We start from the raw sequence: 26973 nt of genomic DNA, 5'->3' as shown, positions 1-26973 counted from the left end.
GCGCCCCCGGAGAGCCGGGGACGCCCACAGGTGTGAGGTGTTTCTCAGCCGCCGATGACGACGCGGCGGACGCCCTCCCAGCGGGCCGGGTCGGTGGTGCGGCGGCCGTCCACGAGGACGGTCACGTCCGGCAGGTCGGAGGCGGCCAGCTCGCGGTACTCGGCGTGGTCGGCCTGGAGGACCGCGGCGGTGACCTTCTCGCCCTGGTGCGGGGTGAGGCCGTGCGCGGCCAGCTCCTCGGCCGTGTACATCGGGTCCGAGACGAACGCCACAGCGCCGCGCGCCTTCAGCGACTCGACGACCCCGTAGACGCCGGAGAAGGCGGTCTCCTTGACGCCACCGCGGTAGGCGGCGCCCAGCACCAGCACGTTCACGTCCTGCAGGTCGCCGTAGGCGGCGGCCAGCAGGTCGACGGCGTACTCCGGCATGGCGGCGTTGGCCTCGCGGGCCGAGCGCACGACGGTCGCCTCCGGGTCGTTCCACAGGTACATCCGCGGGTAGATCGGGATGCAGTGGCCGCCGACGGCGATGCCGGGCTGGTGGATGTGGCTGTACGGCTGCGAGTTGCAGGCCTCGATGACCTTCTTGACGTCGATGCCGTTCTTGTCGGCGAAGCGCGCGAACTGGTTCGCCAGGCCGATGTTGACATCGCGGTACGTGGTCTCGGCGAGCTTGGCGAGCTCGGAGGCCTCGGCGGTGCCCAGGTCCCACACGCCGTTGGGCTGCGGCAGGTCGGTGCGCTCGTCGAAGTCGAGGACCTGCTCGTAGAACTCCACACCGCGCTGCGTCGAGGCCTCGTCGATGCCACCGACGAGCTTCGGGTAGCGGCGCAGGTCGGCGAAGACACGGCCGGTGAGGACGCGCTCCGGCGAGAAGACCAGGTGGAAGTCCTCGCCGGCGGTCAGGCCGGAGCCCTGCTCCAGCATCGGCGCCCAGCGGGTGCGGGTGGTACCGACCGGCAGAGTCGTCTCGTACGAGACGAGGGTGCCGGGCTTGAGGCCCTTGACGATGGCCTGGGTGGCGGCGTCCATCCAGCCGAAGTCCGGGGTGCCCTCGGCGTCCACGAACAGCGGGACGACGACCACGACGGCCTCGGACTGCGCGACGGCCGTGGCGGTGTCGGTGGTGGCGGACAGCAGCCCGGCGTCGACGGCCTGCTTCAGCTTGACGTCCAGGTCGTGCTCGCCGGGGAAGGGCTCGGTGCCGGCGTTGACCAGCTCGACGACCTTCTCGTTGACGTCGGCGCCGATGACCTTGTGGCCCTTGGCGGCGAACTGCACGGCGAGCGGAAGCCCGATCTTGCCGAGCGCGACTACACAGATATTCATCGGGTCAGTTTCCTCTTCACACGGGACATCAAGTGGCGCAGCCGGCCGCCCTCGCCGGACGAGGACTCCCAGAGCGGAGCGGTGGTGATCACCAGCCGTCCCTTGGCGTTCGCGTTGGCGGAGACACGGTACGGGACCGCCTCGCGCCAGCGCCGTGCCAGGGGCAGCGGCAGGCCCAGGGTCTTCACCGGGACCTCGTACGTCGAGCCTGCCACGTCCAGATAGGCGCGGACGCCGAGCTTGGCCCGCACGGGCTTGACCGGGATCCGGGCACTCAGCACCGTCCCCATGCCGTCGGCGGTCGCGGTACGGCTCAACTCCCCGGCCGAGGAAGGGAGTTCGGTGCCGACGGGCAGCCGGCGGGCACCCGGCTTGTCGGCACTCTTCGGCATGGCCTTGGCGGCCAGCCTGATGACGGCGGAGTCCGTCTCTCCGGCGACCGGGACGCGGACCGCGAGGGCCAGCGACAGGTCCTGGCCGGACTGCTGCCACTCGGCGGAGACCAGTCCGGTGCCGTCGGCGAGCTGCTTGGGCACGGACTCGCCGATGACCTCGAAGAGCCGGTCGGGCAGGCCCAGGGCGGGGTCGCGGAAGCCGGGGTAGCGGACATACGCGCGGCCGTCCTCCAGCAGCATCGGGGGCGCTCCTCCCCCTACGCCCTGCGGCCGTGGGGGGACCCCCACGGCCTCGTCACTGATGGCACGGACGAGCTCGCCGACGGCGCCGCGCTGGGCCAGCGCGATCCGTACCCGCCGCTTGACGTCCATCGAGTCGCGCAGCGGCTCGGTGAAGTACTCGTCGGCGAGGGCCGCGATCCCGGCGCAGACCTCGACCTGGGTCTGCCGGTCGAGGGCCGGGAAGTCGTCCTGGACCAGCTTGGCGAGCTCCCAGGTGAAGTGGCGCTTGAACACCGCGTCTCGCTGCGGGCCCGCCTCGATGAGACCGGCCGTGAACTTCATGATCTCGGCGGTGCAGCGCAGCCGTGCCAGATGGTTGGCGCGGTACGTGATGTTGCTCGCGTCACCGCGCTTCACCGCGTAGTAGTACGTGTAGTCGGCGAGGACCGAGATCTTCTTCGCCCGGACGCACGCCTCGATGGTGAACGGCTGGTCGCTGCCGACCGGCAGGTCCTCGGGGAAGCGCAGCCTGTGCCGCTCCACGAGCTCCCGCCGGAACAGCTTCGTGTTGGCCAGCGTGAACGGCAGCGCCGAGTCGTACAGGCTGATGTCCGGGTCGCTCTGCCGGTAGAGCGCCTGGTGGACGTAGCGGCCGTTCGTGCCGACCATCTTGCCGACGACGACGTCGGAGCCGTGTTCGTCGGCGCAGGCCACCATCCGCTCCAGCGCCTCCTCGCCGAGGTAGTCGTCGGAGCCGATGAAGTACACGTAACGGCCGGTGGCCAGTTCCAGGGCCCGGTTGCTGGGTGCGGCCGGGCCGCCGGAATTGGCCTGGTGGAGCACCTTCACGGTGCCGGGGTAGCGCTCGGCGAAGCGGTCGAGCTCCCGGCCGCTGTCGTCGGTCGAGCCGTCGTCGACGGCCACGACCTCCAGCCGGTCCACCCCGATGCTCTGCCCCACCAGCGAGTTCAGGCAGTCGGTGAGGTACGGCATCGTGTTGTAGACGGCGACGACGACGGTGACGTCAGGGGTTCTGGTCATCCCCCGCCCCCTGCAGAAGTCTCGTGTAGACGCCGTCGAGAACCTTGGCCTGGGCCTCCCAGGTCCAGCCTTCGAGCAGGCCTTCCTTCTCGTACGCCTTGGTGTACTTCTTCGGGTCGGCGAGCACGGCCTCTACCGCGCGGACGTAGTCGTCGGTGTCCTGTGCGGTGAACACCTCGCCCTGACCGGTCTCGCGGGTGACCTCCGCCATCGTCTTCACATCGCTCACCACGAGCGGCAGGCCCGCGTGCGAGTACTCGAAGAACTTGGTGATCAGCGCGATCTCGTGGTTCGGCCAGTGGTGGATCGGGATGACGCCGACATCGGCGCCCGACAGGAACGGCACGACCTGCCAGTGCGGCACGTACGGCACGGCGTGGACGCGGTCGCCCACACCGAGCTCTTCGGCGCGCTTCAGCAGTCCGCGGACGTACGCGGCCTGCGGGTCCCCGCAGACGAACACCGCGTGGGCGTCCGGGATCTGCGGAAGGCCCTCGACCATGATGCCGAGGCCGCGCTGGGCGGCGGCCAGGCCGCTGTAGACGAGAAGCGGGACGTCGGGACCGATGCCGCACAGCTCACGGATGTCCGGCACCGGCTCGTCGACGACCTTCTGGGTGGCCTCTGCGTCCGGTGCGTTGAGGACGACGGCCGGGCGCTCGGCCAGTCCGTGCGTCTTCTGCAGCAGGTCGGCGAGTCCGCCGGAGACGGTCATGACCGCATCCGCGTACTTGGCGTGCTCACGCTCGTACCCCACCATCGCGGGGAGCTTGCGCTGGTTCGCCCAGGAGCGCACGCCGGGCAGGAACTCGTGGGCGTCCCAGACCAGCTCGGTCTTCCGGCCCGCGGCGCGGGCGCGCAGCGTGGCGCGCGCGCCGACGCCGAGCATCCGGAAGTCGTTGGCGTGGATCAGGTCGGGCTTCAGCGCGTCGATCACGGGGCCGAAGTTCAGCTCGAAGTCCCACACGCCCGGGTCGAGACGCCGCCAGGCCCGGTCGCCCATGGTGGTGAGCCAGAACCGGGTGGTGAGCTTGTCGAGCGGCGCGGAGCGGGTCCGCCTGATCTTCGCGAGCCTCTTGGTCTCGCGGCCGCGCAGCGTCACCCACTTGGAGGTGGCCCTGGAGGCGGCCTTGGGGACCGTCAGCCAGCCCTTGGTGAGCGTGGCGCCGAGCCCGGCACTGCCCGTCGCCTTCAGCTCGTCGGTGCGCACCCGCAGATCCGCGCGCCAGGCCTTGACCTGCTGCACCCGGAAGGCGTGGATCCGGTCCGAGGAGTACGCGAGCGGCCGCCGCAGCGGCGCACCCCGCAGGTCCTTCGGCTTGACGGACAGCTTGGCGTTCATCCGGATCAACCGGACCTCGGCGTCACCGAGCTTCCAGGTGTCCTCGCCCTTGCCCGAGTACTTGCCGAGCAGGATCACGTCCCAGCCGGCCGCGGCGGCGGACGCCGCGGCCTTCTGGACCCGAGAGTCACCGTGGACGCTGTTGTCGACGAGCATCACGATCCGCCCGCGGGTACCGCGGCCGGGCCATGCGGTGTGGTCGGCGGTCATGAGCTCGCGCGGTCCCCGCTCTCGAGCTTCACCGTGAGGCCGGTGTTGGCGGAGTCGATGACGGCCGCGGCGACCTCGACGGTGCGCAGACCCTGGCGCAGCGTGCAGATGTCCTGCGACTTGCCGAGAACGGCGTCGCGGAACAGCTCGTGCTCGACGAGGAGCGGCTCGCGCTTCGGGATGGCGTACCGGATCATGTCGCCCTCGGCGACACCGCGGAACGCGCTCAGCGCCTCCCACTCCGTGGTCACGGCCGCGTTCGAGTAGAACGTCAGGTCGGCGGTGAGGGTGTCGGCGATGAAGCAGCCGCGCTCGCCGGTGACGGAGGTGAAGCGCTCCTTGAGCGGGCTCAGCCAGTTGACGAGGTGGCTGACCATCGTGCCGTCGCTGAGCTTGCCGACGGCGGAGACCATGTCCTCGTGCGGGCGGCCGGACTTGGAGACCGTGTGCGCAGCGATCGAGGTGTACTCGCGGCCGGTGACCCAGGCCGTGAGGTCGATGTCGTGGGTGGCGAGGTCCTTGACCACGCCGACATCGGCGATGCGGTGCGGGAAGGGGCCCTGGCGGCGGGTGACGACCTGGTAGACGTCACCGAGCTCGCCCGATTCCAGCCGTGCGCGCAGGGAGCGCAGCGCCGGGTTGCAGCGCTCGATGTGGCCGACGCCGGCGACCAGGCCGCGCGACTCGAAGGCCTCGACGAGACGGCGGGCACCGTCGACGGTGTCCGCGACCGGCTTCTCGACGAGCGCGCCGACCCCGGCCTCGGCCAGCTTGAGGCCGACTTCCTCGTGCAGACCGGTGGGGGTGGCCACGACGGCGTAGTCGATGCCGAGGGCGATCAGCTCCTCGACGGTGGACAGCACGGGGGCGCCCTGCGCCCAGCCGTTCTTGTCCCCCATCGGGTCGACGACGGCGACCAGCTCGACACCGTCGAGACCGGCCAGGACGCGCGCGTGGTGGCGTCCCATGGAGCCGAGGCCGATCAGCCCGGCTCGCAGTGCAGCGGCAGTCACAGATTCTCTCCCAGCGCGTTCACAGCGGTGACGATGCGCTCAAGGTCGTTCTCGGACAGCGAGGGGTGGACGGGGAGCGAGACGACCTCGGCGGCCGCACGCTCGGTCTCGGGCAGGTCCCAGTTGCGGCCGGCCTTCTGGTCCGGCTCCCAGTACGGCCTCAGCCGGTGGATCGGGGTCGGGTAGTAGACGGCGTTGCCGACGCCCGCCTCGGTGAGCCCGGCCATGACGGCGTCGCGGTCACCGCGGACCCGGACCGTGTACTGGTGGTAGATGTGGCGGGCACCCTCGGCGACGACCGGCGTCACGATGTTCGGCGTCGTGATGTTCTCCGAGAGGTACGCGGCGTTCGCGATGCGCTGCTCGGTCCAGCCGCCCAGCTTCGACAGCTGGACACGGCCGACGGCCGCGGCGACGTCCGTCATGCGCATGTTGGCGCCGACGATCTCGTTCGCGTACCGCTGCTCCATGCCCTGGTTGCGCAGCAGGCGGAGGGTCCGGGCGATCTCGGCGTCGGCCGTCGAGATCATGCCGCCCTCGAGGCTGTGCATGTTCTTGGTCGGGTAGAAGCTGAACGTGCCGCCGGAGCCGAAGGCGCCGACCGGGGTTCCGTTGAGCGCGGCCGCGTGCGCCTGGCAGGCGTCCTCGACGACGGCCAGCTTGTGCTTGTCGGCGATGGCCATGATCTTGTCCATCGCGGCCGGGTGGCCGTACAGGTGCACCGGCATGATCGCGGCGGTGCGCGGGGTGATGGCGGCCTCGACGGCGGCCGGGTCGAGACAGTACGTGTCCGCCTCGATGTCGGCGAAGACGACGTCGGCGCCGACCAGACGCACGGCGTTGGCCGAGGCGGCGAACGAGAACGACGGGACGATCACCTCGTCACCCGGACCGATACCCAAAGCCATCAGAAGGAGGTGCAGCGCGGAGGTACCGGAGTTGACCGCCACACAGTGTCGGCCCTCCACGAGCTCCGAGAAGCCCTCCTCGAACGCGGCCACCTCGGGGCCCTGCACGACCCGGCCGCTGCGCAGAACGCGTACGGCGGCTTCGATCTCTTCTTCACCGATGACCGGGCGGGCAGCGGGGATGGGCTGCTCGTTGCTGCTCGGCATTGGACGTCCTCCTTGAACACCGCAAGAGCTCTATGTGGCAGAGGTCAGGGGCTGCGGGGCGTCCTGTGGGCCGCGCGTACCCCTCCGGCGCAAAGGCCGACGCCCTACCGAGGAATTGCTGGGACCGGTCTGTCCCGTTAACCGGGCCGGTCACCGACCGTAGTCTCCGGGCGGGGCCCCGACACGGCAGCGACCGCCGTCACATTATCAGGAATTTCGTAGTCAATTTCTGGGGCGTTAACGGGGCCAGGCATCGATTGCGCTACAAACGCCGCGTCCCGTCCCTCAATCATGAGGGACGGGACGCGAACGTTCAGACACCGGCCACCGATTGTTCAGCTCTCGACGGCCGGGGGCGCGGCCGCCGTCACGGAGGGCAGCGTCTGCTGCTCCGCGGCGGCGGTCTTCTTGGCGGCCGCCTTGGTGGCCTTCTTGGCGGTCGTCTTCTTCGCCGCGGTCTTCTTGGCCGCCGTCTTCTTGGTGGCGGCCTTCTTCGCCGTGGCCTTCTTGGCGGTCGTGCGGGTCGCCTTCTTGACCGGCGCCCCCGCGACGTCCGCCGCGGCGTCCGCGGCCGTCTCCGATGCCTGCGGCGCGGTGGCGACCACGACGACCGCGGCCTCGTCCGCGCCCGACGGCGAACCGGCCGGGGCGGTGACCTTGCGGGTCACCCGCCGGCGGGCGCGCGGCGGAGCGGCGACGGCCGCCTCCCCCTCGGCGGACGGGGCCTCGGCCACGGGGGCCTCGGGCTCGGGCGCCTGCACCTCGGCAACGAGCGCCGGCGCCTCGGCCACGATCTCGACGGGGGCCTCGGTCCCTTTCGGCGAGCCGGCCGGGGCCGTCACCTTGCGGGTGGCACGGCGGCGGGTACGGCCTGTGGGGGCCGGCTCCTCCTCGACCGGGCGGACGGGCTCGGCGGCGGGGGCCTCGACGGCCTCCTGCACCGGCTCCGGCTGCGTCGGCTCGGCCTCCTTCGGCGCGCCCGCCGGAGCGGTCGCCTTGCGGGTCGCCCGGCGGCGGCCACGGCCCCGGGTCGCCGCCGCCTCGGCCTCGGCGGCGCTGCCGTACAGCTCCTCGTCCGGGGCGAAGGCGGGCTCGGGCAGCGCGACCGGCGCCGCGACCTCCGCCGCGACCTCGGCCTCGGTCTCGATCTCCTCGTCTGCGGGAGGAGCCTCGCCACCCGGCGCCTCGAGAACGACCTCGTGCTCGTGGACGTGCTCGGCGCCGCCGCGGCCGCGCTTCCTCGCACGCTTGCCGCCGCCCCCGCCACCGGCGGTGGTCGGCTGCTCCATGTGCACGATCACGCCGCGGCCGTTGCAGTGGACGCAGGTCTCCGAGAACGACTCCAGCAGACCCTGGCCGACCCGCTTACGGGTCATCTGGACCAGGCCCAGCGACGTGACCTCGGCGACCTGGTGCTTCGTACGGTCGCGGCCCAGGCACTCCAGCAGGCGCCGCAGCACCAGGTCCCGGTTGGACTCCAGCACCATGTCGATGAAGTCGATGACGACGATGCCGCCCAGGTCGCGCAGCCGCAGCTGACGCACGATCTCCTCGGCCGCCTCCAGGTTGTTCCTGGTGACGGTCTCCTCGAGGTTGCCGCCCTGGCCGGTGAACTTGCCGGTGTTGACGTCGACGACGACCATCGCCTCGGTCTTGTCGATCACCAGCGAGCCGCCGGACGGCAGCCAGACCTTGCGGTCCAGTGCCTTCATCAGCTGCTCGTCGATCCGGTACGTCGCGAAGACGTCGACCTCGGAGGTCCAGCGGTTCAGCCGGTCCGTGAGGTCGGGTGCGACATGCACGACGTAGCCGTGGATGGTCTCCCACGCCTCGTCACCGCTGACGATGACCTTGGAGAAGTCCTCGTTGAAGATGTCGCGGACGACACGGACGGTCATGTCCGGCTCGCCGTAGAGAAGGGTCGGAGCGTTGCCGTTCTTCGCCTTCTTCTGGATCTCCTCCCACTGCGCCTGAAGCCGCTCGACATCGCGGGCCAGCTCATCCTCGCTGGCGCCCTCCGCGGCGGTACGGACGATGACGCCGGCGTCCTCGGGAACGATCTTCTTGAGGATGGTCTTCAGCCGGGCGCGCTCGGTGTCGGGCAGCTTGCGGCTGATGCCGGTCATCGAGCCCTCGGGCACATAGACCAGGTAGCGGCCGGGCAGGGAGACCTGGCTGGTGAGCCGGGCGCCCTTGTGACCGATCGGGTCCTTGGTGACCTGGACGAGGACGGACTGGCCGGACTTGAGCGCGGACTCGATACGGCGCGGGCCGTTGGCGAGCCCGAGCGCCTCGAAGTTGACCTCACCCGCGTACAGGACGGCGTTGCGGCCCTTGCCGATGTCGACGAAGGCGGCCTCCATGGACGGCAGGACGTTCTGCACCTTGCCCAGGTAGACGTTGCCGACGTACGAGCTCGACTGCTCCTTGTTGACGTAGTGCTCGACGAGCACGTTGTCCTCGAGAACGCCGATCTGGGTGCGGTCGCCGTTCTGGCGGACGACCATCACGCGCTCGACGGCCTCGCGGCGCGCCAGGAACTCCGCCTCGGTGATGATCGGGACGCGGCGGCGGCCCTGCTCGCGGCCCTCGCGGCGGCGCTGCTTCTTCGCCTCGAGACGGGTCGAGCCCTTGATGGACTGCACCTCGTCGGACGGCTCGGCCTTGGCACGGGGCTCACGGATCTTGACGACCGTGCGCTCCGGCTCGTCGGTGCCCGGCTCGACCTCGGCCGGCTCACCGCTGCGACGACGACGGCGACGACGACGACGGCTGCTGCTGGTGCCGGCGGCGGACGGCGTGAGGCCCTCGGACTCGTCCTCGTCCTCGTCCTCGGTCTCCTCCTCCGCCTCTTCCTCGGCCTGCTCGGCCTCGTCGGCGGCCTCGGGGCCCTCTGCCTCCACGGCCTCGCCACGGCGCCGGCGCCGGCCACCGCGGCGGCGGCGGCGCGAAGGCCGGTCCTCGTACTCGTCGGCCTCCTCGGGCTCCTCGGCCTCCTCGGCCTCAGCCTCGGCCTCGGCCTCAGCCTCGGCCTCCGGCTCCTCGACGGCCTCGGTCTCGGGCTCCTCGGCGACCTCGGCGACCTCGACGGACTCGCCACGGCGGCGACGGCGACGGCGCGAGGCGGTCTCGGCGACCGGGGCGGGCTCGACGGCCTCTTCCTCCTCGGCCACCTCGGCGGCCTCGGCGGCGGCCGCGGCAGCGGCGGTCTCCGGCGTCTGGAACATCGGCTCGGTGAACACCGGGGCCTGGAACACGGCCACGGCGGGCCGCGCGGCACGGCGCCCGCGCGCGGGCTCCTCGGCCTTCTCCGGCTCGGGGGTGGCGGTGAACTTCGGCGCGGCGGCACGACGCTGCGTACGTCCGCGCGAAGCGGCCCGCTCGGCCGCCTCGACCTCGGCCTCGTCGGCGGCGATCTGCGCGACGGTGTCCGCGGGCAGGCCCTCGCCTCCGGCCGCGGCCTCGTCCTCCTGGACGGCCGCGCCGACCCGGCGGGTGGCACGGCGACGCGTGCGGCCGCTCGGAGCCTCCTCGGCTTCCTCGGCCCCGGGCTCGGTCTCTACGGCCTCAGGCACAGCGCCTTCCGCCGTCTCCGGCGCACCGGCCGGGGCGGTCGCCCGGCGGCCGGCACGCCGGCGCGTGCGGCCACGCGGGGCTTCCTCGGCCCCGGGCTCGGTCTCGGTCTCCACGGCCTCGGGGGCAGCGGCTTCCGCCGCCTCCGGCGCACCGGCCGGGGCGGTCGCCCGGCGGCGGGTGCGGCGCGCGGGCGCCTTCGCGGCGCCCTCGGTCTCCGCGGCGTTCTCGCTCACGGCACCTTCCTCAATGTCTTCGACGGCGCCGGCGGCCACGGCCGCCTCCACCGGGGCGGGCGAGCCAGCGGGGGCGGCCGTCCTGCGCGTGGCCCGACGGCGGGTACGCGGCTCGGGCGCCTCGGCGGCGGGCTCGGCGGCGGCAGGCGCCGCAGTGGGCTCGGCAACGATCTCGGCGGCGGCAGGCGCGGTCGCCTCGCGCGTCGCACGGCGCCGCGTACGCGGCGCGGTCGCCTCAGCAGCGGGCTCGGCAGCGGCAGGTGCCTCCGCGGCAGGTTCCGACGCGGCCGTGGGCTCGACGACGGCCTCGGCAGCCGCGGGCGCGTCGGCCGGAGCGGTCGCCTTACGGGTCGCACGGCGACGCGTGCCGGCAGGCGCCGGGGCGGTCTCCTCGGCAGCGGCGGCCTCGGATGCGGCGGCGGCCTCGAGGGCGCCGGTCGCAGCGGCGGTTTCGGCAACGGCCTCGCCGGTGGCGGGCGCACCCTCGGGCGCGGTCGCCTTGCGCGTGGCCCTACGGCGCGTACGCGGCTCCGCCGCCTCGGCGGCGGGCTCGGCGGCGGGCGCCTCCGTGGACGGTGCAGGTATGGGTGCCGAGACGGACGCGGTCACGTCCGTCACCGTCTGCACCGCGGCTGCCGTCGGCGGACCCGCCGGGCGGGACGCCGCACGGCGACGGCGGCGCGGGGGCAGCGTGTCGCTGGGTGTGGAGTTCTCGTTGTCCTGGGTGTTGTCGTCCCCGGTCACGCCGGGGTCGTTCGGCTCGAGCATGCGGGCGGTTCTCCCGTCACGCTCCCGGGCGCCGCGTCTGGTTCCGGTCCGGCGGCACGTCCGCGTGATGAGCGCGAAAGCCGCTGTCCGGGGCGCGGGCGCCGCACGGGAGCTGTATGTCTGGCTCGCCGGTTCCGTACGCGATGTACGCACGGCCTGGCGAAAGTCTCCTGGTCTGTGCGCTGCCCGACCCAGGTGGCTCCCGAGTACGAGGGCGGCGCTACGACGACTGCCCTTGCGCGGGACCGGCACCTTCCGGCGCCGTCGTCGGAGCCCCAGCGGAGCTAGGGGGAGGCGAGCCCGGCGGCCATGGGTGGGGCGGCCGTGACTGCCTCGCGATCGGGCGCGAGCGGGTCGGTCACCGTGCCGGACTCCTCGTCGAAGAGCCCCTGCGCCAGCCTGGTCACCGCTGCGGGGACCGGCGGCGCCAGGTCGGCCACAGCTCGGAGACCGGACAGGACGTCGTCGGGTCGCACGGCAGGTGTCACGTGCCGCACAACCAGCCGCAGTATCGCACAGGGCCCCTCTCCGGGCCTATCAGGCTGTGGAGAGTCCACCTGCAGCCCGGCCACGGCAGCGCGTGCGTCGAAGGTCCGCATGCCGTTCTTCGTCCGGCGCTGGACCTCCACGGTCTCGGCCGCGAGGAAGGCATCGACGGCCTTCTGCGCGTCCTCGACCGTGACGCCGTCGAGCCGCAGCTCCCACACGGACGCGGTCAGCCGGTCCGCCAGACCCGACGTGCGCGCCTCGACCGCGTCCGTGATGTCGAGCCCGTCCGGCAGCGACTCGTCGAGCAGGACCCGCAGCCTCTCGGGGTCCCTGACCTCGGTGAGCGCGATCTCCAGGTACTCGGCCTCGGAGCCCGTGCCGGTGGGCGCGGCGTTCGCGTACGACACCTTCGGGTGCGGAGTGAAGCCCGCCGAGTACGCCATCGGCACCTCGGCGCGGCGCAGCGCACGCTCGAAGGCGCGCTGGAAGTCGCGGTGGCTCGTGAACCGGAGGCGGCCGCGCTTGGTGTAGCGCAGTCGGATGCGCTGCACCGCGGGTGCGGGCGGCGGGCCTTCGGGCTGTCGCTTGCCCAGTGGATCTTCTCCTCGGTGCGGGGCGGGCGCGTTCGTGCGCCGCCCTGTGTGGCCTGCGGTTCCCCCCGGAGGACGTCCCGCCCGGCTCACGCCCGCTTGTGCAGGGAGATCCCGGGTCCGGGCGCCACGCCGGGGACAGTCGGTATGTGTTGTGTCCCCTCCAGGTTACGCGCCCGGGCCGGTACCGGTTCCACGGCCCGCGGCTCGCGCGGCCCGCCGACGAGCGCGCGCCAGGCGTCCCGGCGCGCCTGCCGCACGGTCTCCCGGGCCGAGGCGAGCGCACCTCGGACGGCCCGTCCGGCCTCGACGGACGCCTGCCTGACCGGGGCCCAGACCTGGTCGCGGACGAAGTGCCCCACCGGGGTGCAGACGGTGCGGTAGAACCAGCTCGCCGGTCGCCCGAGCAGATTCCACGCCAGCCACTTCAGTGCGCGCCCGACGGCACGGGACACGTAGCCGGCGACACGCCAGGCGACCACGAACGCGTCGCCGATCTCCCGCCCGACGACGGCGAGGGCGCGGCCGACGGGCGTCAGGAGCCGGCGGTACACGAAGACGGCGGGCGCGACGACCAGCACGCCGATCAGCCGGACGACGGCGGTCCACAGGCCGCGGCCGGCCGGGGCGAGGACGTGCGCGCACAGCCAGATCACGCCGTGGCCCAACGGGGTCAGCACCCAGTGGTACAGCGCGGTCCACGGTCGGACGAGGACCGCCCACAGGAGCCACCCGATGCCGTGGCCGAGCGGAGTCAGCAGACGGGCGTACACCCAGGCCAGTCCGTGACCGACCGGAGTCAGGACGGCCCGGTACAGCCAGGACAGCGGAGCCACGACGCCGAGGGCGACGACCGGCACGATCACGTACCGCCACAGTCCCAGCCACGGCCGGTAGAAGACGGCCCTGGCCAGCCACCATGCCCCCATGGCGACCGCTGCGGCGATCCAGGCGGTCCCTCGGCCCAACGGGGCGAGCACCGTCTCGTACAGCCATTCCAGCGCGCGGCCGGCCGGGTGCAGCAGCACCCGGTACAGCGCCCGGCCGCACACGACGAGAGCGTCCCAGACCATGCGTACGGGCACGACGACGAGAAGCACCACGATCCGTACGGGGATCCTGATGGCCTCCGCCAGACAGCCCTCGGGCGAAGGCGACTGCTCCCGCTTCTCCAGGTCCATGATCGGGGAGACGCGACGGCCCGGCGCGGGGTTCCCCCCGGGCCGGGCCGTCGCAGGAGTGTTACGTGACGACCGTCACTTCACGACCGTCAGCGGAAGCAGCTTCTTGCCCGTGGGCCCGATCTGGATGTCCAGATCGAGCTGAGGGCAGACACCGCAGTCGAAGCACGGCGTCCAGCGGCAGTCCTCGACCTCGGTCTCGTCGAGCGCGTCCTGCCAGTCCTCCCAGAGCCACTCCTTGTCGAGGCCGGAGTCCAGGTGGTCCCAGGGCAGGACCTCCTCGTACGTACGCTCACGGGTCGTGTACCAGTCGACGTCCACGCCGACCTCGGGCAGCGTCTTCTCCGCGCACGCCATCCACCGGTCGTACGAGAAGTGCTCACGCCAGCCGTCGAAGCGGCCGCCGTCCTCGTAGACGGCGCGGATGACGGCGCCGATGCGGCGGTCACCGCGGGAGAGCAGGCCCTCGACGATGCCGGGCTTGCCGTCGTGGTAGCGGAAGCCGATGGAGCGGCCGTACTTCTTGTCGCCGCGGATCTTGTCGCGGAGCTTCTCGAGACGGGCGTCGGTGCCCTCGGCGGAGAGCTGCGGGGCCCACTGGAAGGGAGTGTGCGGCTTGGGCACGAAGCCGCCGATCGACACCGTGCAGCGGATGTCGTTCGAGCCGGAGACCTCGCGGCCCTTCTGGATCACCTTGGTCGCCATGTCGGCGATCTGCAGCACGTCGTCGTCGGTCTCGGTCGGCAGGCCGCACATGAAGTACAGCTTCACCTGACGCCAGCCGTTGCCGTATGCGGTGGCGACGGTCCGGATCAGGTCCTCCTCCGAGACCATCTTGTTGATGACCTTGCGGATGCGCTCGGATCCGCCCTCGGGGGCGAAGGTGAGACCGGAGCGGCGGCCGTTGCGGGTCAGCTCGTTCGCCAGGTCGATGTTGAACGCGTCGACGCGGGTGGACGGGAGGGACAGGCCGATCTTGTCCTCCTCGTACCGGTCGGCGAGACCCTTGGCGATGTCGCCGATCTCGCTGTGGTCCGCTGAGGACAGCGACAGCAGGCCGACCTCCTCGAAGCCGGTCGCCTTGAGGCCCTTGTCGACCATCTCGCCGATGCCGGTGATGCTGCGCTCCCGCACGGGGCGCGTGATCATGCCGGCCTGGCAGAAGCGGCAGCCGCGGGTGCAGCCGCGGAAGATCTCGACGGACATGCGCTCGTGGACGGTCTCGGCGAGCGGGACGAGGGGCTGCTTGGGGTAGGGCCACTCGTCGAGGTCCATGACGGTGTGCTTGGACACGCGCCACGGCACACCGGACTTGTTCGGTACGACGCGGCCGATGCGGCCGTCGGGCAGGTACTCGACGTCGTAGAAGCGCGGAACGTACACGCCGCCGGTCTTCGCGAGGCGGAAGAGCAGCTCCTCGCGGCCGCCGGGGCGGTCCTCGGCCTTCCAGGCGCGGATGATCTCGGTGATCTCCAGGACGGCCTGCTCGCCGTCACCGATGACCGCGCAGTCGATGAAGTCCGCGATCGGCTCGGGGTTGAAGGCCGCGTGGCCGCCGGCGAGGACGACCGGGTCGTCGACGGTGCGGTCCTTGGCCTCCAGCGGGATGCCGGCGAGGTCGAGGGCCGTGAGCATGTTGGTGTACCCGAGCTCCGTGGAGAAGCTCAGGCCCAGCACGTCGAAGGCCTTGACGGGGCGGTGGCTGTCCACGGTGAACTGCGGCACGCCGTGCTCGCGCATCAGCTCCTCGAGGTCCGGCCACACGCTGTACGTGCGCTCGGCGAGGACGCCCTCGCGCTCGTTCAGTACCTCGTAGAGGATCATGACGCCCTGGTTGGGCAGTCCGACCTCGTACGCGTCCGGGTACATGAGCGCCCAGCGCACGTCGCAGCTCTCCCACGGCTTGACCGTGGAGTTCAGTTCACCACCGACGTACTGGATGGGCTTCTGCACATGCGGGAGCAGAGCTTCGAGCTGTGGGAAGACCGACTCGGCAGACATCAGGAAACCTTCGTGGGCTGGCAAAGGGCGATTCTCAAGCGTAACCCGATCGAGAGGTGCCCTTTGCCCGCCCCTGAGGCACGGAAGCACCTGGGTCAGCTCGCCAGTGCCACGCGCAGCCGGGGCCGGGACGCCTTGTGCCATACGGCGGGGAGCTCGCGCTCCCGTTCGGCGGCCGAGGCCTCTTCGTGGCCGTGGAGAAGTCCCCAGGTGAACGTCGATTCGCCGGCGGCGTGGGCCTGGATCGCGAGGTCGCGGAGGGTGTCGCGGGCGACGACGCTGTCCTGGTGGTCACCGAGGACGGTCTGGACCGCCTTCATACGCGTGGCGAACTTCCTGGCCGGCTTGCCGAGTGCGGGCGTGGCGGCCTCCGCGGCGTAGCGGGCGCGCTTGGCCGCCTTGCGCGCCTCGTGCATGGCGAGGTCGCGGTCCTGGCCGGCGGGGAGGCAGAGGGCGTGTGCGACCCGGTCGGCCAGGCGGCCGTAGTCCTTGATCACGGCCTTGGGGAGGGCGTCGGTGGGCTTCGCGGTGGCCGCTTCGAGGAGGGGCGGCTCGTCGAGGAGCGCGTCGAGGGCGTCCAGGAGGGCGAGGTACCGCTGGGTGTCGAGTACGGCGACGGAACGGCGCCGCGAGTCCGCGCGGTGCGCGTTCCCCCAGATCCGCAGCCGCCCCCGGACGGGGCCGAGCAGCAGCGTCCTCGGCAGCGCGTCGATCCGGTCGCGGAACCGTTCGGCGAGCACTTCCTGGTCGCGGGCGGCGCCCAGCTCTCCGGCGAGCCACTGGAGTTCGTCGCCGAGCGGGTCGGTCACCTCCCGGTCGACGATCTTCCGGTACGTCTTGAAAGCGCTGCGCATCCGGCGTGTGGCGACCCGCATCTGGTGCACGGCGTCGGGGAGGTCCCGCCGCACGGCGGGGTCGAGCGCGACGATGGCGTCCCGCTGCTCCCGTAGATAGGCGAGGACGAACTCTCCGGCGTCCTTGGGGCCGAGCCGCGCCCCGCGGTCCCTGACGGCCTTGGCGGCCTTCGGGGCCTTCGGGGCCTTGGTCTTCTTGCCGGGGCGCGCCGAGGCGTCGGCCTCGCCCGGCGCGGCGGCGGCCCCGGCGGCGGTCTCGGCTTCGGCGGAGCCGGGCGCGGTCTCCTCCAGCGCCCGCGCCAGCTTCGACGTCGCCGGTGACGGGAGGACACCCGCCGTACGGAGCCGCTTCTCGACCGCGTCCAGCAGCGTGGGGTCGGCGTCGTCGGCCAGTTCGACCTCGATCTCGGCCCAGGACGTCGCGCCGCCGCCCTCCGTGAGGCGTTCCGCGCGCACGGAGTCGACGGACAGCTCGGCGAGGAGTTCGCCCTGGTCGTCGGCCAGGTGGCGGACGTCCCTCGATGAGCGCAGCCGGACGACGGGAACGAGTTCGACGTCGCGCGTACGCGAGCGGACGAGGCCCGCGAGCGCGCCCGGCAGCGTGTCCGCGAGGGGAGCGCGGATCTCGTCGCGGATGCCGACGGAGACGGGGAACTTCAGGTGCCAGCCCTCGTCGTCGCCGCCCGTGCGCCGCCGCAGCGTGATCCCGTCCGCGACGAGGCGGAGCTCCGGGGTGTCGTAGTAGACGGCGTCGAGTTCGGTCACGCCTTGGTCGACGACGGCCGTCACCCCGGCGACGCCGGTCAGGTCCGGGAGCTCGGCCCCGGCACTGGCTTCGTACTTGCGCTCGATTTCCCGCTTCGTGTCCGCCATGAACAAAATCTAGTCGCCCTGGCGCCCCCGCGTCAGTACGAACCGAGCCGTTCTCGGTCCGGGGCGTGCTGCTCCTAGGCCGTTATCGGCCGCTGGACACGGATCGACTGGAGCAGTCCGACGGCCACCCACACGGCGAACATGGACGAGCCGCCGTACGACACGAACGGCAGCGGGAGCCCGGCGACCGGCATGATGCCGAGCGTCATCCCGATGTTCTCGAAGGACTGGAAGGCGAACCAGGCGATGATCCCGGCAGCGACGATCGTGCCGTACAGCTCGGTCGTCTCGCGGGCGATCCGGCAGGCCCGCCAGAGCACCACGGCCAGCAGGAAGAGGATGAAGCCCGCTCCCAGGAAGCCGAGTTCCTCGCCCGCCACCGTGAAGACGAAGTCGGTCTGCTGCTCGGGCACGAACTGGCCCGTCGTCTGCGAGCCCTTGAAGAGCCCGGTGCCGACCAGTCCGCCGGAGCCGATCGCGATGCGCGCCTGGTTGGTGTTGTAGCCGACGCCCGCCGGGTCGAGCTCGGGGTTGGCGAAGGCGGCGAAGCGGTTGATCTGGTACTCGTCCAGCAGGCCGAGCGCGGTGACCAGCACGCCGCCCGCCACGCCCGCGCCGATCAGCCCGAGGACCCAGCGGTTGGAGGCGCCGGAGGCGAGCAGCACGCCGAGCACGATCACGACCATCACCATGACCGAGCCGAGGTCCGGCATCATCATGACGATCGCCATGGGGACGGCCGCCAGGCCGAGGCACTTGGCGACGGTGCCGTGGTCGGGGTGGACCTGGTCGCCCGCGTCGACCTGGCCCGCCAGCAGCATCGCCATGCCCAGGATGATCGTGATCTTCACGAACTCGGAGGGCTGCAGGGAGAATCCGCCGCCGACCTGGATCCAGGCGTGCGCGCCGTTGATCGTCGCGCCGAGCGGTGTGAGCACGAGCAGGACCAGCAGCACGGAGATCCCGTACAGCACCGGAACGGCACCGCGCAGCGTCCGGTGCCCGAGCCAGATCGTGCCGACCATCAGGGTGATGCCGATGCCGGTGTTCAGCAGATGACGGAAGAAGAAGTAGTACTGGTCGCCCTGGTTGAGCTCGGTGCGGTTGCGGGTGGCCGACCACACGAGCAGCGAGCCGATGAGCGAGAGCGCGATCGCGGACAGCAGCATCGGCCAGTCGAGCCGCCGCAGCATCGAGTCCCGGGCGGTGAGCCGGGCCCAGGGCCCGCGTTCGGGGGCGTACCGGGCGACCGAGAAGCCGTGGGTACCGGCCATGGGTCAGTCCCTCCGCCCGGTCGCGGCCGGCGGGCCCGCCAGCGTGCTGTCCTCTTCCGGCTTCGGCTTCTGCGGCGCGTACGGCTTGATCTGCGGGGCGTCGATCGTGCCGTCGGGGTTGATCTTCGGCAGGGTCTTCTGAGGCTGCGGCAGGAGGGCCTTCTTGAGGTCCTGGTTGCCTTCCATGTCCAGCCCGTAGAGCGCGTTGTAGATGTTGCGCACGGCGGGGCCCGAGGCACCGGAGCCCGTACCACCCTGAGAGATCGTCATCACGATCGAGTAGTCCTTGGTGTACGTGGCGAACCATGAGGTCGTCTGCTTACCGTGGACCTCGGCCGTGCCGGTCTTGGCGTGCATCGGGATCTTGTCCTGCGGCCAGCCGCCGAATCGCCAGGCGGCCGTACCGCGGGTGGCGACGCCCGCCAGGGCTTCGTTCATCAGGTTGCGTGTCTTGGCGTCCATCGGCAGCTTGCCGTGGGACGTGGGCTTGATCTCCCGCACGCTCTTGCCGTCCGGGCTGAGGACCGCCTTGCCGACCGTGGGGTCGTAGAGGGTGCCGCCGTTGGAGATGGCGGCGTAGATGGTGGCCATCTGGATAGGGGTGACGAGCGTGTCGCCCTGCCCGATGGAGTAGTTGACGGAGTCACCGGCGCGCATCAGATTGCCTTCGAGGCAGTTCTCGTACGAGAGCTGCTGGACGTAGGTGCCGCCCTTCTTCCCGATCTTGCACCAGTAGTCCTTGTTCGCCTCCCAGAACTTCTGCTTCCAGCGGCGGTCGGGGACCCGGCCGGTCTCCTCGTTGGGCAGGTCGATCCCGGTCTCGGCGCCGAGGCCGAACTGGTGGGCGGTCTTGTAGAACCAGTCCGCCGCGTTCTTCTTCGGCTTGAGGCCGCCGTCCTTGAGCCACTGCTGGTGGGCGAGGGCGTAGTAGACCGTGTCGCAGGAGACCTCGAGGGCCTGGCCGAGGGTGATGCTGCCGTGGCCCTGGGACTCGAAGTTCTTGAAGACCTGGTTGCCGATGGAGTACGAGCTGGGGCAGGCGTAGCGGCCCTTGAAGTCGTAGCCGGCGTTGACCGCCGCGGTGGTCGGGACGACCTTGAAGATCGAGCCGGGTGCGGCCTGTCCCTGGATGGCCCGGTTCAGCAGCGGGAAGTTGGACTTCTTGCCGGTGAGCTTGGCGTAGTCCTTGGCGGAGATGCCGCCGACCCAGGCGTTGGGGTCATAGGTGGGCAGCGAGGCCATCGCCACCACACGGCCGGTCTTCGCCTCCATGACGACGACGGCGCCCGAGTCCGCCTTGTAGTTGCGGTTGGTGTTGTCGTCGAAGACCTTGCGGGCTTCCTTCATCGCGTTGTTGAGCTCCCACTCGGCGACCGCCTGGACGCGGGCGTCGATGGAAGTGACGACATTGGCGCCGGGCTCGGCCTTGTCGGCCTTCGCCTGACCCATGACGCGGCCGAGGTTGTCGACCTCGTAGCGGGTGACGCCGGCTTTGCCGCGCAGCTCCTTGTCGTACGTACGCTCGAGCCCGGAGCGGCCGACCTGGTCCGAACGGAGGAACGGCGAGTCCGTGTCCTTGGCCTTCTCGATCTCCTGGTCGGTGACGGGCGAGAGATAGCCGAGGACCTGCGAGGTGTTGGCCTTGCCGGGGGCGGGGTAGCGGCGTACGGCGGTGGGCTCGGCGGTGATGCCGGGGAAGTCCTCGGCGCGCTCGCGGATCTGGAGGGCCTGCTGGGTGGTGGCCTCGTCGGTGACCGGGATCGGCTGGTACGGGGAACCGTTCCAGCAGGGCTGCGGGGTCTCGGCGTCGCAGAGCCGGACCTTGTCCATGACGTCCTTCGGCGTCATGCCGAGGACCCCGGCCAGCCGGGTGAGGACGCCCTTGCCGTCGTCCTTCATCTTCATGAGGTCGGTGCGCGACGCGGAGACCACGAGGCGGGTCTCGTTGTCGGCGAGCGGCACCCCACGGGCGTCGAGGATCGCGCCGCGGACGGCGGGCTGGACGACCTGCTGGACGCCGTTGCCCGAGGCCTCCCTGGCGTACTCCTCGCCGTCGCGGATCTGGACGAACCAGAGGCGTCCGCCGAGGGTGGCGAAGAGGGAGAAGACGAGGACCTGGATGACGACGAGCCGGATCTGGACGCGAGGAGTCCGCCCGGTCTCGGGAATGTTGCTCACGCTGCCGTTGCCCCCTCGATCACAGTCGCTTGATTCCCTTGATGCGCCCGGCACGGGACGCCCGCGTCCTGGCCGCCTTCACACGCAGTCCACCGCTGCGCTGGCTGCCGATCCGCAGTCCGGTGCCGAAGGACGTCCAGGCGTTGGACACGTCGGACGCGCCGGCCTGGCCGTCGGCGAGCGGATCGTTCTCGGCGCGTCTGGCGAGCGCCATGATCAGCGGCACGGTGAACGGCGCGAGCAGCAGGTCGTACACGGCTGCGGTGAACAGCAGCGAACCCAGGCCGACATGGCGGGCGGCCGTGTCTCCGACGAGGGCGCCGACGCCCGCGTACAGCAGGGTGGAGCCGACGGCGGCGGCGACGACCACGAGCATCGGTCCCGTAGCCGAGGTGAGCCGGCGGGTCTCCGGCCTCACCAGGCCCGCGAGATAGCCGATGACGCACAGCACGAGCGCGTAGCGTCCCGCGGCGTGGTCGGCGGGCGGGGCGAGGTCGGCGAGCAGGCCCGCACCGAAGCCGATGAGGGCGCCGCTGACGTGCCCGTACACGAGCGCCAGGGCGAGGACGACGAGCAGCAGCAGGTCGGGGACGGCTCCGGGGAGATGGAGGCGGGCGAGGACGGAGACCTGGACGACGAGGGCGACCACCACGAGCGTGGTGGAGAGCAGCATCCGGTTGAAGCGCATGGTATTCAACTCCTCCTGCTACTCGTCGTCCCGGCCGGTGTCCGTGCCCGGGCCGGTATCCGCCCCGGTGTCCGTACCGGTGCCGTTGTCCGCAGCGGTGTCCGTACCGGTGCCGTTGTCCGTGGCGTTGCCGTTGTCCTCGCCCTCACCCTCGCCCTGTCCCTGCCCGTTGGGCGACGGGGTGACCGTCACCGTGACCGTGGGTGTGGGAGTCGGCTTCGGCTTCGCCGGGAGGACCGTGTCGCGCGGGTCGGTGCGGGGCGCCTGGACGACGACTCCGACGATGTCGAGCTTGGAGAAGGAGGCGAACGGACGAACGAAGAGGGTCCGCGTGAGGTCGCCGCCGGAGGGGTCGACGCGGACGACCTCGCCGACGGGGACTCCGGGTACGAACGGCTTGTCGGCCTGCGAGCCGAAGGTGACCAGCCGGTCGCCCTTCTTCACCTTCGCCTTGCCGTTGAGGAGCTGCACGGACAGCGGCTGGTCGCCCTGACCGGTCGCGAAGCCGAGCTCGTCGCTGCCCTCCATCCGCGTACCGACCGTGAAGTCCGGGTCGTTGGCGAGGAGTACGGTCGCGGTGTCCGGACCGACGGTGGTGACGCGGCCGACGAGCCCGTCGCCGTTGAGCACGGTCATGTCGCGGAGGATGCCGTCCCGGGAACCGACGTCGATGGTGACGGTCCAGGAGAAGCCCTGGGCGGCTCCTATGGCGATGACCTCCGCGGCCTTGATGCCGTACTGCCCGTTGGCCGCCTTCTTCAGCATGTCGTCGAGCTGGCGGAGCCGGCTCTGGTTGCGGGCGTCGCTGCCGAGCCTCGCCTTGAGCGCCGCGTTCTCCCGCTCCAGCACGGCGATCCGGTTGTGGCGCTCCCCCGAGTCCCGGATCGCTCCTATGGCGTTGCCGACCGGATCGACGGCGGCTGCCACGCCGTTCTCGACCGGTCCGAACACCGCGGCTGCGGCCTGCCGGGCGCCGTCCACCGGGGACTCCTGGCCGCCGCGGATGTCCACCGTGATCAGTGCGAACGCGATGGCGATCAGCAGGACCAGGAGCAGCCGGCTCTCTTTCGTGTCCCTCACGTGCGGCGGCCGTGCCTTCCTCATAGGAATGTGTGTGCTGCGTGCCGTTGTGCTCTGTGATGTTGCTTTGTGCCGTTATACCAACGATCCGCCGTATGGGTCCGGCAGCGCCCGCACAAGGGTCCCCCGGGCCGGACGGGCGACCGGGGAAGGCTTCGGTTGTGTCCGCTACCTGCGCGGCTGGGCGTCCAGCACCTGCTGGAGCGCCTCGAACTCCTCGACGCACTTGCCGGAGCCGAGCGCGACCGAGTCCAGGGGGTCCTCGGCGATGTGGATGGGCATCCCGGTCTCCTGGCGCAGCCGCTCGTCGAGGCCGCGCAGCAGGGCGCCTCCGCCGGTGAGGACGATGCCGCGGTCCATGACGTCGCCGGACAGCTCCGGCGGGCACTTGTCGAGCGTGGTCTTCACGGCGTCGACGATCGCGTTGACCGGCTCCTCGATGGCCTTGCGGACTTCGGCGGCGGAGATGACCACGGTCTTCGGCAGGCCGGACACCAGGTCGCGGCCGCGGATCTCGGTGTGCTCCTCCTTGTCCATGGCGTACGCCGAGCCGATGGTGATCTTGATGTTCTCTGCGGTGCGCTCGCCGAGAAGGAGGCTGTACTCCTTCTTGATGTGCTGGATGATCGCGTTGTCCAACTCGTCACCGGCGACCCGGATGGACTGTGCCGTGACGATTCCTCCGAGGGAGATCACGGCGACCTCGGTGGTGCCGCCGCCGATGTCCACCACCATGTTGCCGGTGGCCTCGTGGACCGGAAGACCCGCTCCGATGGCGGCGGCCATCGGCTCCTCGATGATGTGCACCTGGCGGGCGCCGGCCTGCGTCGAGGCCTCGATGACGGCGCGGCGCTCGACTCCGGTGATGCCGGAGGGCACACAGACCACGATGCGCGGACGGGCCGCCCAGCGGCGCTTGTGGATCTTGAGGATGAAGTAGCGGAGCATCCGCTCGGTGATCTCGAAGTCGGCGATCACGCCGTCCTTCAGGGGGCGCACCGCGACGATGTTGCCCGGCGTGCGGCCGATCATCTTCTTGGCTTCGGCGCCGACCGCGAGGATGCCGCCGGTGTTCGTGTTGATGGCGACGACGGACGGCTCGTTGAGGACGATCCCACGACCCCTCACGTACACCAGCGTGTTGGCGGTCCCGAGGTCGACAGCCATGTCACGGCCGATGAACGACATTGAGTTCCCCTTGTTTCCCATGAGGATGCGTCGGGCCTTCCCAAATCGAGCTTTGATGGCTTTTCAGGTAGGCAGGAGGTGTTGCACGGGCGCTGTGGCGTGAAGGCTTCCATCGTAGTGCCGCCTGCACGGACACCGCGCGCTGGACCGCCTCAGTAAGGGTGACGACGATTCGGAGCGATGCGTTCCCGGTATCGGGATTCGTATGCCGAAGGGCGACCGAAATTCCTTCGGTCGCCCCAGGCCAGGGCCCTGGATGGCTGACGAGCAATCAGGAAGGACCCGGGGAGGAAGAGCCGTCAGACCGCCGGGAAGAAGAGCTTCAGCTCCCGGATGGCGGACTCCTCGGAGTCCGAGGCGTGGATGAGGTTCTCCCGGACGATCGTGCCGTAGTCGCCGCGGATGGAACCGGGGGCGGCCGCGATCGGGTCGGTCGGGCCCGTCAGGGTGCGGATGCCCTCGATGACGCGCTCGCCCTCGACGACGAGGGCGACGACCGGGCCGGACAGCATGAACTCGACGAGCGGCTCGTAGAACGGCCGGCCCACGTGCTCGGCGTAGTGCTGCTCCAGGGTCGCGCGGTCGAGCGTGCGCAGCTCCAGCGCGGTGATCTGCCAGCCGGCCTTGCTCTCGATACGGCCGATGATCTCGCCGATCAGGCCGCGGCGTACGGCGTCGGGCTTGAGCAGGACGAGCGTGCGCTGGCTCACTGTGCGGGCTCCTTCGAGTGCGGGTCTCAGGTGTCCCGAGTCTCGGATGTCGAGTCTCGGATGTCGAGTCCGGGAGTCGGTCTCGGGGTGAGGGGTGCTGGACAGGCCGGCATGCAGAGGCTACAGGGCGCCCGACGCCACCCGTTACGCAGCGTCAGGCTCTGACGAAGGACTGACGGCCTGCTGCGCGGCCCATGCCGCCTTCGCCTCGTCCACCTTCCGTCCGTAGTGGACCGAGGCCCACCACAGGGCGGCGAACACCACGCCGAGGATGAACATCACCGGGACCACGAAACCGCTCGCGATCAGGCCGATCTGCAGGACCCAGCCGAGCTGCACCCCGCCGGGGCGGGTGATCATCCCGCACAACAGGACGGACAGCAGCATCGCGATGCCGCAGACCGTCCAGACCAGCGTCATGGACAGCCCGTCGGTCTTCATCGCCACCAGACCGGCGAAGCCGATCACGAAGAACTCGCCGATCAGCGTGGACGCACAGAGCGTACGCATGGAACTCAGCCCCTCCCCAACAGCAGGCGGGCCTCGCCGACCGTGATCACGGAGCCGGTCACCAGGACGCCTGCGCCCGCGTACTCCGCCTCCTCCTCGGCGAGCGTCACCGCCGCCTCCAGCGCGTCGTCGAGGCGCGGCTCGACGACCACCCGCTCGTCGCCGAAGACCTCCACGGCGACCGCGGCCAGTTCGTCGGCGCTCATCGCGCGATGGCTGGAGTTCTGCGTGACGACGATCTCCGTGAAGACCGGCTCGAAGGCTTCGAGGACCGCTTTCACGTCCTTGTCGCTGCTGGTGCCGACGACACCGATGAGCCGCGAGAAGCCGAATGCCTCCGTGATGCCGTCGGCGGCCGCCTGCGCCCCCGCGGGGTTGTGCGCGGCGTCCAGGACGACGGTCGGACTGCGGCGCACGACTTCGAGACGGCCGGGCGAGACGACGGACGCGAACGCCGAGCGGACCGCGTCCATGTCGAGCGTGCGCGCGTGCTGCTCGCCGATGCCGAAGAAGGCCTCGACCGCGGCGAGCGCCACCGCCGCGTTGTGCGCCTGGTGGGCACCGTAGAGCGGGAGGAAGATCTCCTCGTACTCCCCGCCGAGCCCGCGCAGCGTCAGCAGCTGCCCGCCGACGGCGACCTCACGGGACACGACCCCGAACTCCATGCCCTCGCGGGCCACCGTCGCGTCCACCTCGACGGCCTTCTTCAGCATGACCTGCGCGGCCTCCACGGGCTGCTGCGCCAGGATCACCGTCGCGCCCTGCTTGATGACGCCGGCCTTCTCGCCCGCGATCTCGGCCGTCGTGTCACCCAGCCGGTCGGTGTGGTCCAGCGCGATCGGGGTGACGACGGCGACCGACCCGTCGATGACATTGGTCGCGTCCCAGCTGCCGCCCATGCCGACCTCGACGACGGCCACGTCGACGGGCGCGTCCGCGAACGCGGCGTACGCCATGCCGGTCAGCACCTCGAAGAAGGAGAGCCGGAACTCCTGGGCCGCGTCGACCATCTCCACGTACGGCTTGATGTCGTGGTACGTGGCGACGAAGCGCTCGGGGGCGATCGGCACACCGTCCAGGCTGATCCGCTCGGTGATCGACTGGACGTGGGGCGAGGTGTACCGCCCGGTGCGCAGCTCGAAGGCGCCGAGCAGGGCCTCGATCATGCGGGCCGTGGACGTCTTGCCGTTGGTGCCGGTGATGTGGATCGACGGGTACGCGCGCTGGGGCTCGCCCAGCACGTCCATCAGCGCGGAGATCCGGCTGACCGACGGCTCAAGCTTCGTCTCGCCCCAGCGGGTCGCGAGGTCCGCCTCGACCTCGCGCAGCGCCTTGTCCACCTCCGGATCGGCGGGCCGCGCGGGCATCTGGTCTCCCTGGGGCGGCCCGGCCTGGGTGCGCAGGGTGCGGCTGCCGGCCTCGATCACCGCCAGGTCGGGGTCACGGTCGGTCTCTGCGTCGACGATCTCGTCGAACACGTCGGGCTCGTGGACGTTGCCGACGCCGTCGCTGTCTTCGGCGTCGTCGAAGGGATCCGGCTGCTGCTGCTCACTCACGTTGCCAGTCTACGGAGGCCCACCGACACGACGGCCGAGGCCCGCCTGCCCGTGCCCTCACAAGCCCGACGGGAGCAGGGCCAGCACGTGGTACGAGCCGTCCCGCGGCCCCGCGGTGAGCGTGCCGCCCATGCTCCACCCGCTCGCGCATCGAGAAGGTGCCGGTCCCGCTCGGCACGGGCCGCTCGCGGGCCGGGTTCTCGGCCGCCGGCGGATTGCCGACGTGCAGCCAGCCCAGACAGCCGAGAGCGGCCAGGTACGGCACCCAAGGCGCCCGGCGCCGCAGCAGCGTCGCCGCGCCGGCCGCCAGGACGACGGTCGCGCTCACCCGGCCCAGGGAGTTGTCCGCCTTGGCCAGGCCCGGCACGTCCAGCAGCATCAGCGCGAAGCAGCTGAGCGCCGTGACGGCGTCGACGGCACGCGGTGAGACCGCCCAGCGGTCCGCGTACCGGCGCCCCGCCCCGACGGCGCTGCGCAGCGCGAGGGCGGCAGGCATGTGCGGCATGCCTCCATCATCCGAGGTGCGAGGTGCGGCGCACGCGAGCGAGTGCCGATCCG

The 26973-nt window shown here is 71.2% G+C and carries 19 protein-coding genes; all 19 read right to left on the bottom strand.

All coding sequences use genetic code 11. The features are described 5' to 3' along the window. Positions 1 to 44: 44 nt before the first annotated feature. Complete coding sequence (locus tag ACWCP0_RS30265) at positions 45 to 1328, bottom strand: nucleotide sugar dehydrogenase (RefSeq protein WP_451081940.1); 1284 nt, start codon at positions 1326 to 1328, stop codon at positions 45 to 47. Continuing rightward, positions 1325 to 2986 (bottom strand): glycosyltransferase family 2 protein, encoded by a 1662-nt coding sequence (locus tag ACWCP0_RS30260; RefSeq protein WP_451081939.1) that lies wholly within the window; start codon positions 2984 to 2986, stop codon positions 1325 to 1327. Before ACWCP0_RS30260 ends, ACWCP0_RS30265 begins: the two co-directional genes overlap by 4 nt. Beyond that, positions 2970 to 4538 (bottom strand): glycosyltransferase family 4 protein, encoded by a 1569-nt coding sequence (locus tag ACWCP0_RS30255; RefSeq protein WP_451081938.1) that lies wholly within the window; start codon positions 4536 to 4538, stop codon positions 2970 to 2972. The genes ACWCP0_RS30260 and ACWCP0_RS30255 overlap by 17 nt, the downstream gene beginning before the upstream one ends. Next, a complete protein-coding gene (locus ACWCP0_RS30250; RefSeq protein WP_451081937.1) occupies positions 4535 to 5551 on the bottom strand; it encodes a Gfo/Idh/MocA family protein in 1017 nt (338 codons plus the stop codon). The genes ACWCP0_RS30255 and ACWCP0_RS30250 overlap by 4 nt, the downstream gene beginning before the upstream one ends. Then, a complete protein-coding gene (locus ACWCP0_RS30245; protein WP_451081936.1) occupies positions 5548 to 6666 on the bottom strand; it encodes a DegT/DnrJ/EryC1/StrS family aminotransferase in 1119 nt (372 codons plus the stop codon). The genes ACWCP0_RS30250 and ACWCP0_RS30245 overlap by 4 nt, the downstream gene beginning before the upstream one ends. A gap of 335 nt (positions 6667 to 7001) precedes the next feature. Then, a complete protein-coding gene (locus ACWCP0_RS30240) occupies positions 7002 to 11243 on the bottom strand; it encodes an Rne/Rng family ribonuclease (protein WP_451081935.1) in 4242 nt (1413 codons plus the stop codon). Positions 11244 to 11527: 284 nt separating this feature from the next. Continuing rightward, complete coding sequence (locus tag ACWCP0_RS30235; protein WP_451081934.1) at positions 11528 to 12283, bottom strand: TIGR03936 family radical SAM-associated protein; 756 nt, start codon at positions 12281 to 12283, stop codon at positions 11528 to 11530. A 128-nt stretch (positions 12284 to 12411) separates the two neighbouring features. Further along, the gene (locus tag ACWCP0_RS30230; protein ID WP_451081933.1) at positions 12412 to 13503 is read right to left on the bottom strand and encodes a hypothetical protein; all 1092 of its coding nucleotides are present in this window, start codon (positions 13501 to 13503) and stop codon (positions 12412 to 12414) included. 75 nt (positions 13504 to 13578) lie between these two features. Further along, a complete protein-coding gene (locus ACWCP0_RS30225) occupies positions 13579 to 15504 on the bottom strand; it encodes a TIGR03960 family B12-binding radical SAM protein (RefSeq protein ID WP_451081932.1) in 1926 nt (641 codons plus the stop codon). Positions 15505 to 15599: 95 nt separating this feature from the next. Further along, positions 15600 to 17231: a CYTH and CHAD domain-containing protein gene (locus ACWCP0_RS30220; protein WP_451081931.1), complete on the bottom strand. Its 1632-nt coding sequence runs from the start codon at positions 17229 to 17231 to the stop codon at positions 15600 to 15602. Between the two features lie 74 nt (positions 17232 to 17305). Continuing rightward, a complete protein-coding gene (rodA, locus tag ACWCP0_RS30215; protein ID WP_451081930.1) occupies positions 17306 to 18505 on the bottom strand; it encodes a rod shape-determining protein RodA in 1200 nt (399 codons plus the stop codon). A gap of 3 nt (positions 18506 to 18508) precedes the next feature. Beyond that, positions 18509 to 20683: a penicillin-binding protein 2 gene (gene mrdA / locus ACWCP0_RS30210; RefSeq protein ID WP_451081929.1), complete on the bottom strand. Its 2175-nt coding sequence runs from the start codon at positions 20681 to 20683 to the stop codon at positions 18509 to 18511. 19 nt (positions 20684 to 20702) lie between these two features. Further along, positions 20703 to 21371 (bottom strand): rod shape-determining protein MreD, encoded by a 669-nt coding sequence (gene mreD, locus ACWCP0_RS30205; protein ID WP_451081928.1) that lies wholly within the window; start codon positions 21369 to 21371, stop codon positions 20703 to 20705. Between the two features lie 18 nt (positions 21372 to 21389). After that, positions 21390 to 22451, bottom strand: coding sequence for a rod shape-determining protein MreC (mreC, locus tag ACWCP0_RS30200; RefSeq protein WP_451081927.1), 1062 nt, complete (start codon positions 22449 to 22451; stop codon positions 21390 to 21392). A 168-nt stretch (positions 22452 to 22619) separates the two neighbouring features. Beyond that, positions 22620 to 23639, bottom strand: a complete 1020-nt coding sequence (locus tag ACWCP0_RS30195; protein WP_351227578.1) for a rod shape-determining protein — start codon at positions 23637 to 23639, stop codon at positions 22620 to 22622. A 299-nt stretch (positions 23640 to 23938) separates the two neighbouring features. Next, positions 23939 to 24349 (bottom strand): nucleoside-diphosphate kinase, encoded by a 411-nt coding sequence (gene ndk, locus ACWCP0_RS30190; protein ID WP_451081926.1) that lies wholly within the window; start codon positions 24347 to 24349, stop codon positions 23939 to 23941. 144 nt (positions 24350 to 24493) lie between these two features. After that, positions 24494 to 24859 carry a DUF4233 domain-containing protein gene (locus ACWCP0_RS30185; protein ID WP_451081925.1) on the bottom strand — a complete coding sequence of 122 codons (366 nt, stop codon included), beginning with the start codon at positions 24857 to 24859 and terminating at the stop codon, positions 24494 to 24496. Positions 24860 to 24864: 5 nt separating this feature from the next. After that, entirely contained in the window at positions 24865 to 26415 is a 1551-nt protein-coding gene (gene folC / locus ACWCP0_RS30180; RefSeq protein ID WP_451081924.1) for a bifunctional tetrahydrofolate synthase/dihydrofolate synthase, read from the bottom strand. Beyond that, positions 26408 to 26920, bottom strand: coding sequence for a hypothetical protein (locus ACWCP0_RS30175; RefSeq protein ID WP_451081923.1), 513 nt, complete (start codon positions 26918 to 26920; stop codon positions 26408 to 26410). Before ACWCP0_RS30175 ends, folC begins: the two co-directional genes overlap by 8 nt. Between the last annotated feature and the right edge of the window lie 53 nt (positions 26921 to 26973).

Source organism: Streptomyces sp. NPDC001970 (genome assembly GCF_053594115.1).
This window is presented reverse-complemented; position numbering and strand designations above follow the sequence as displayed.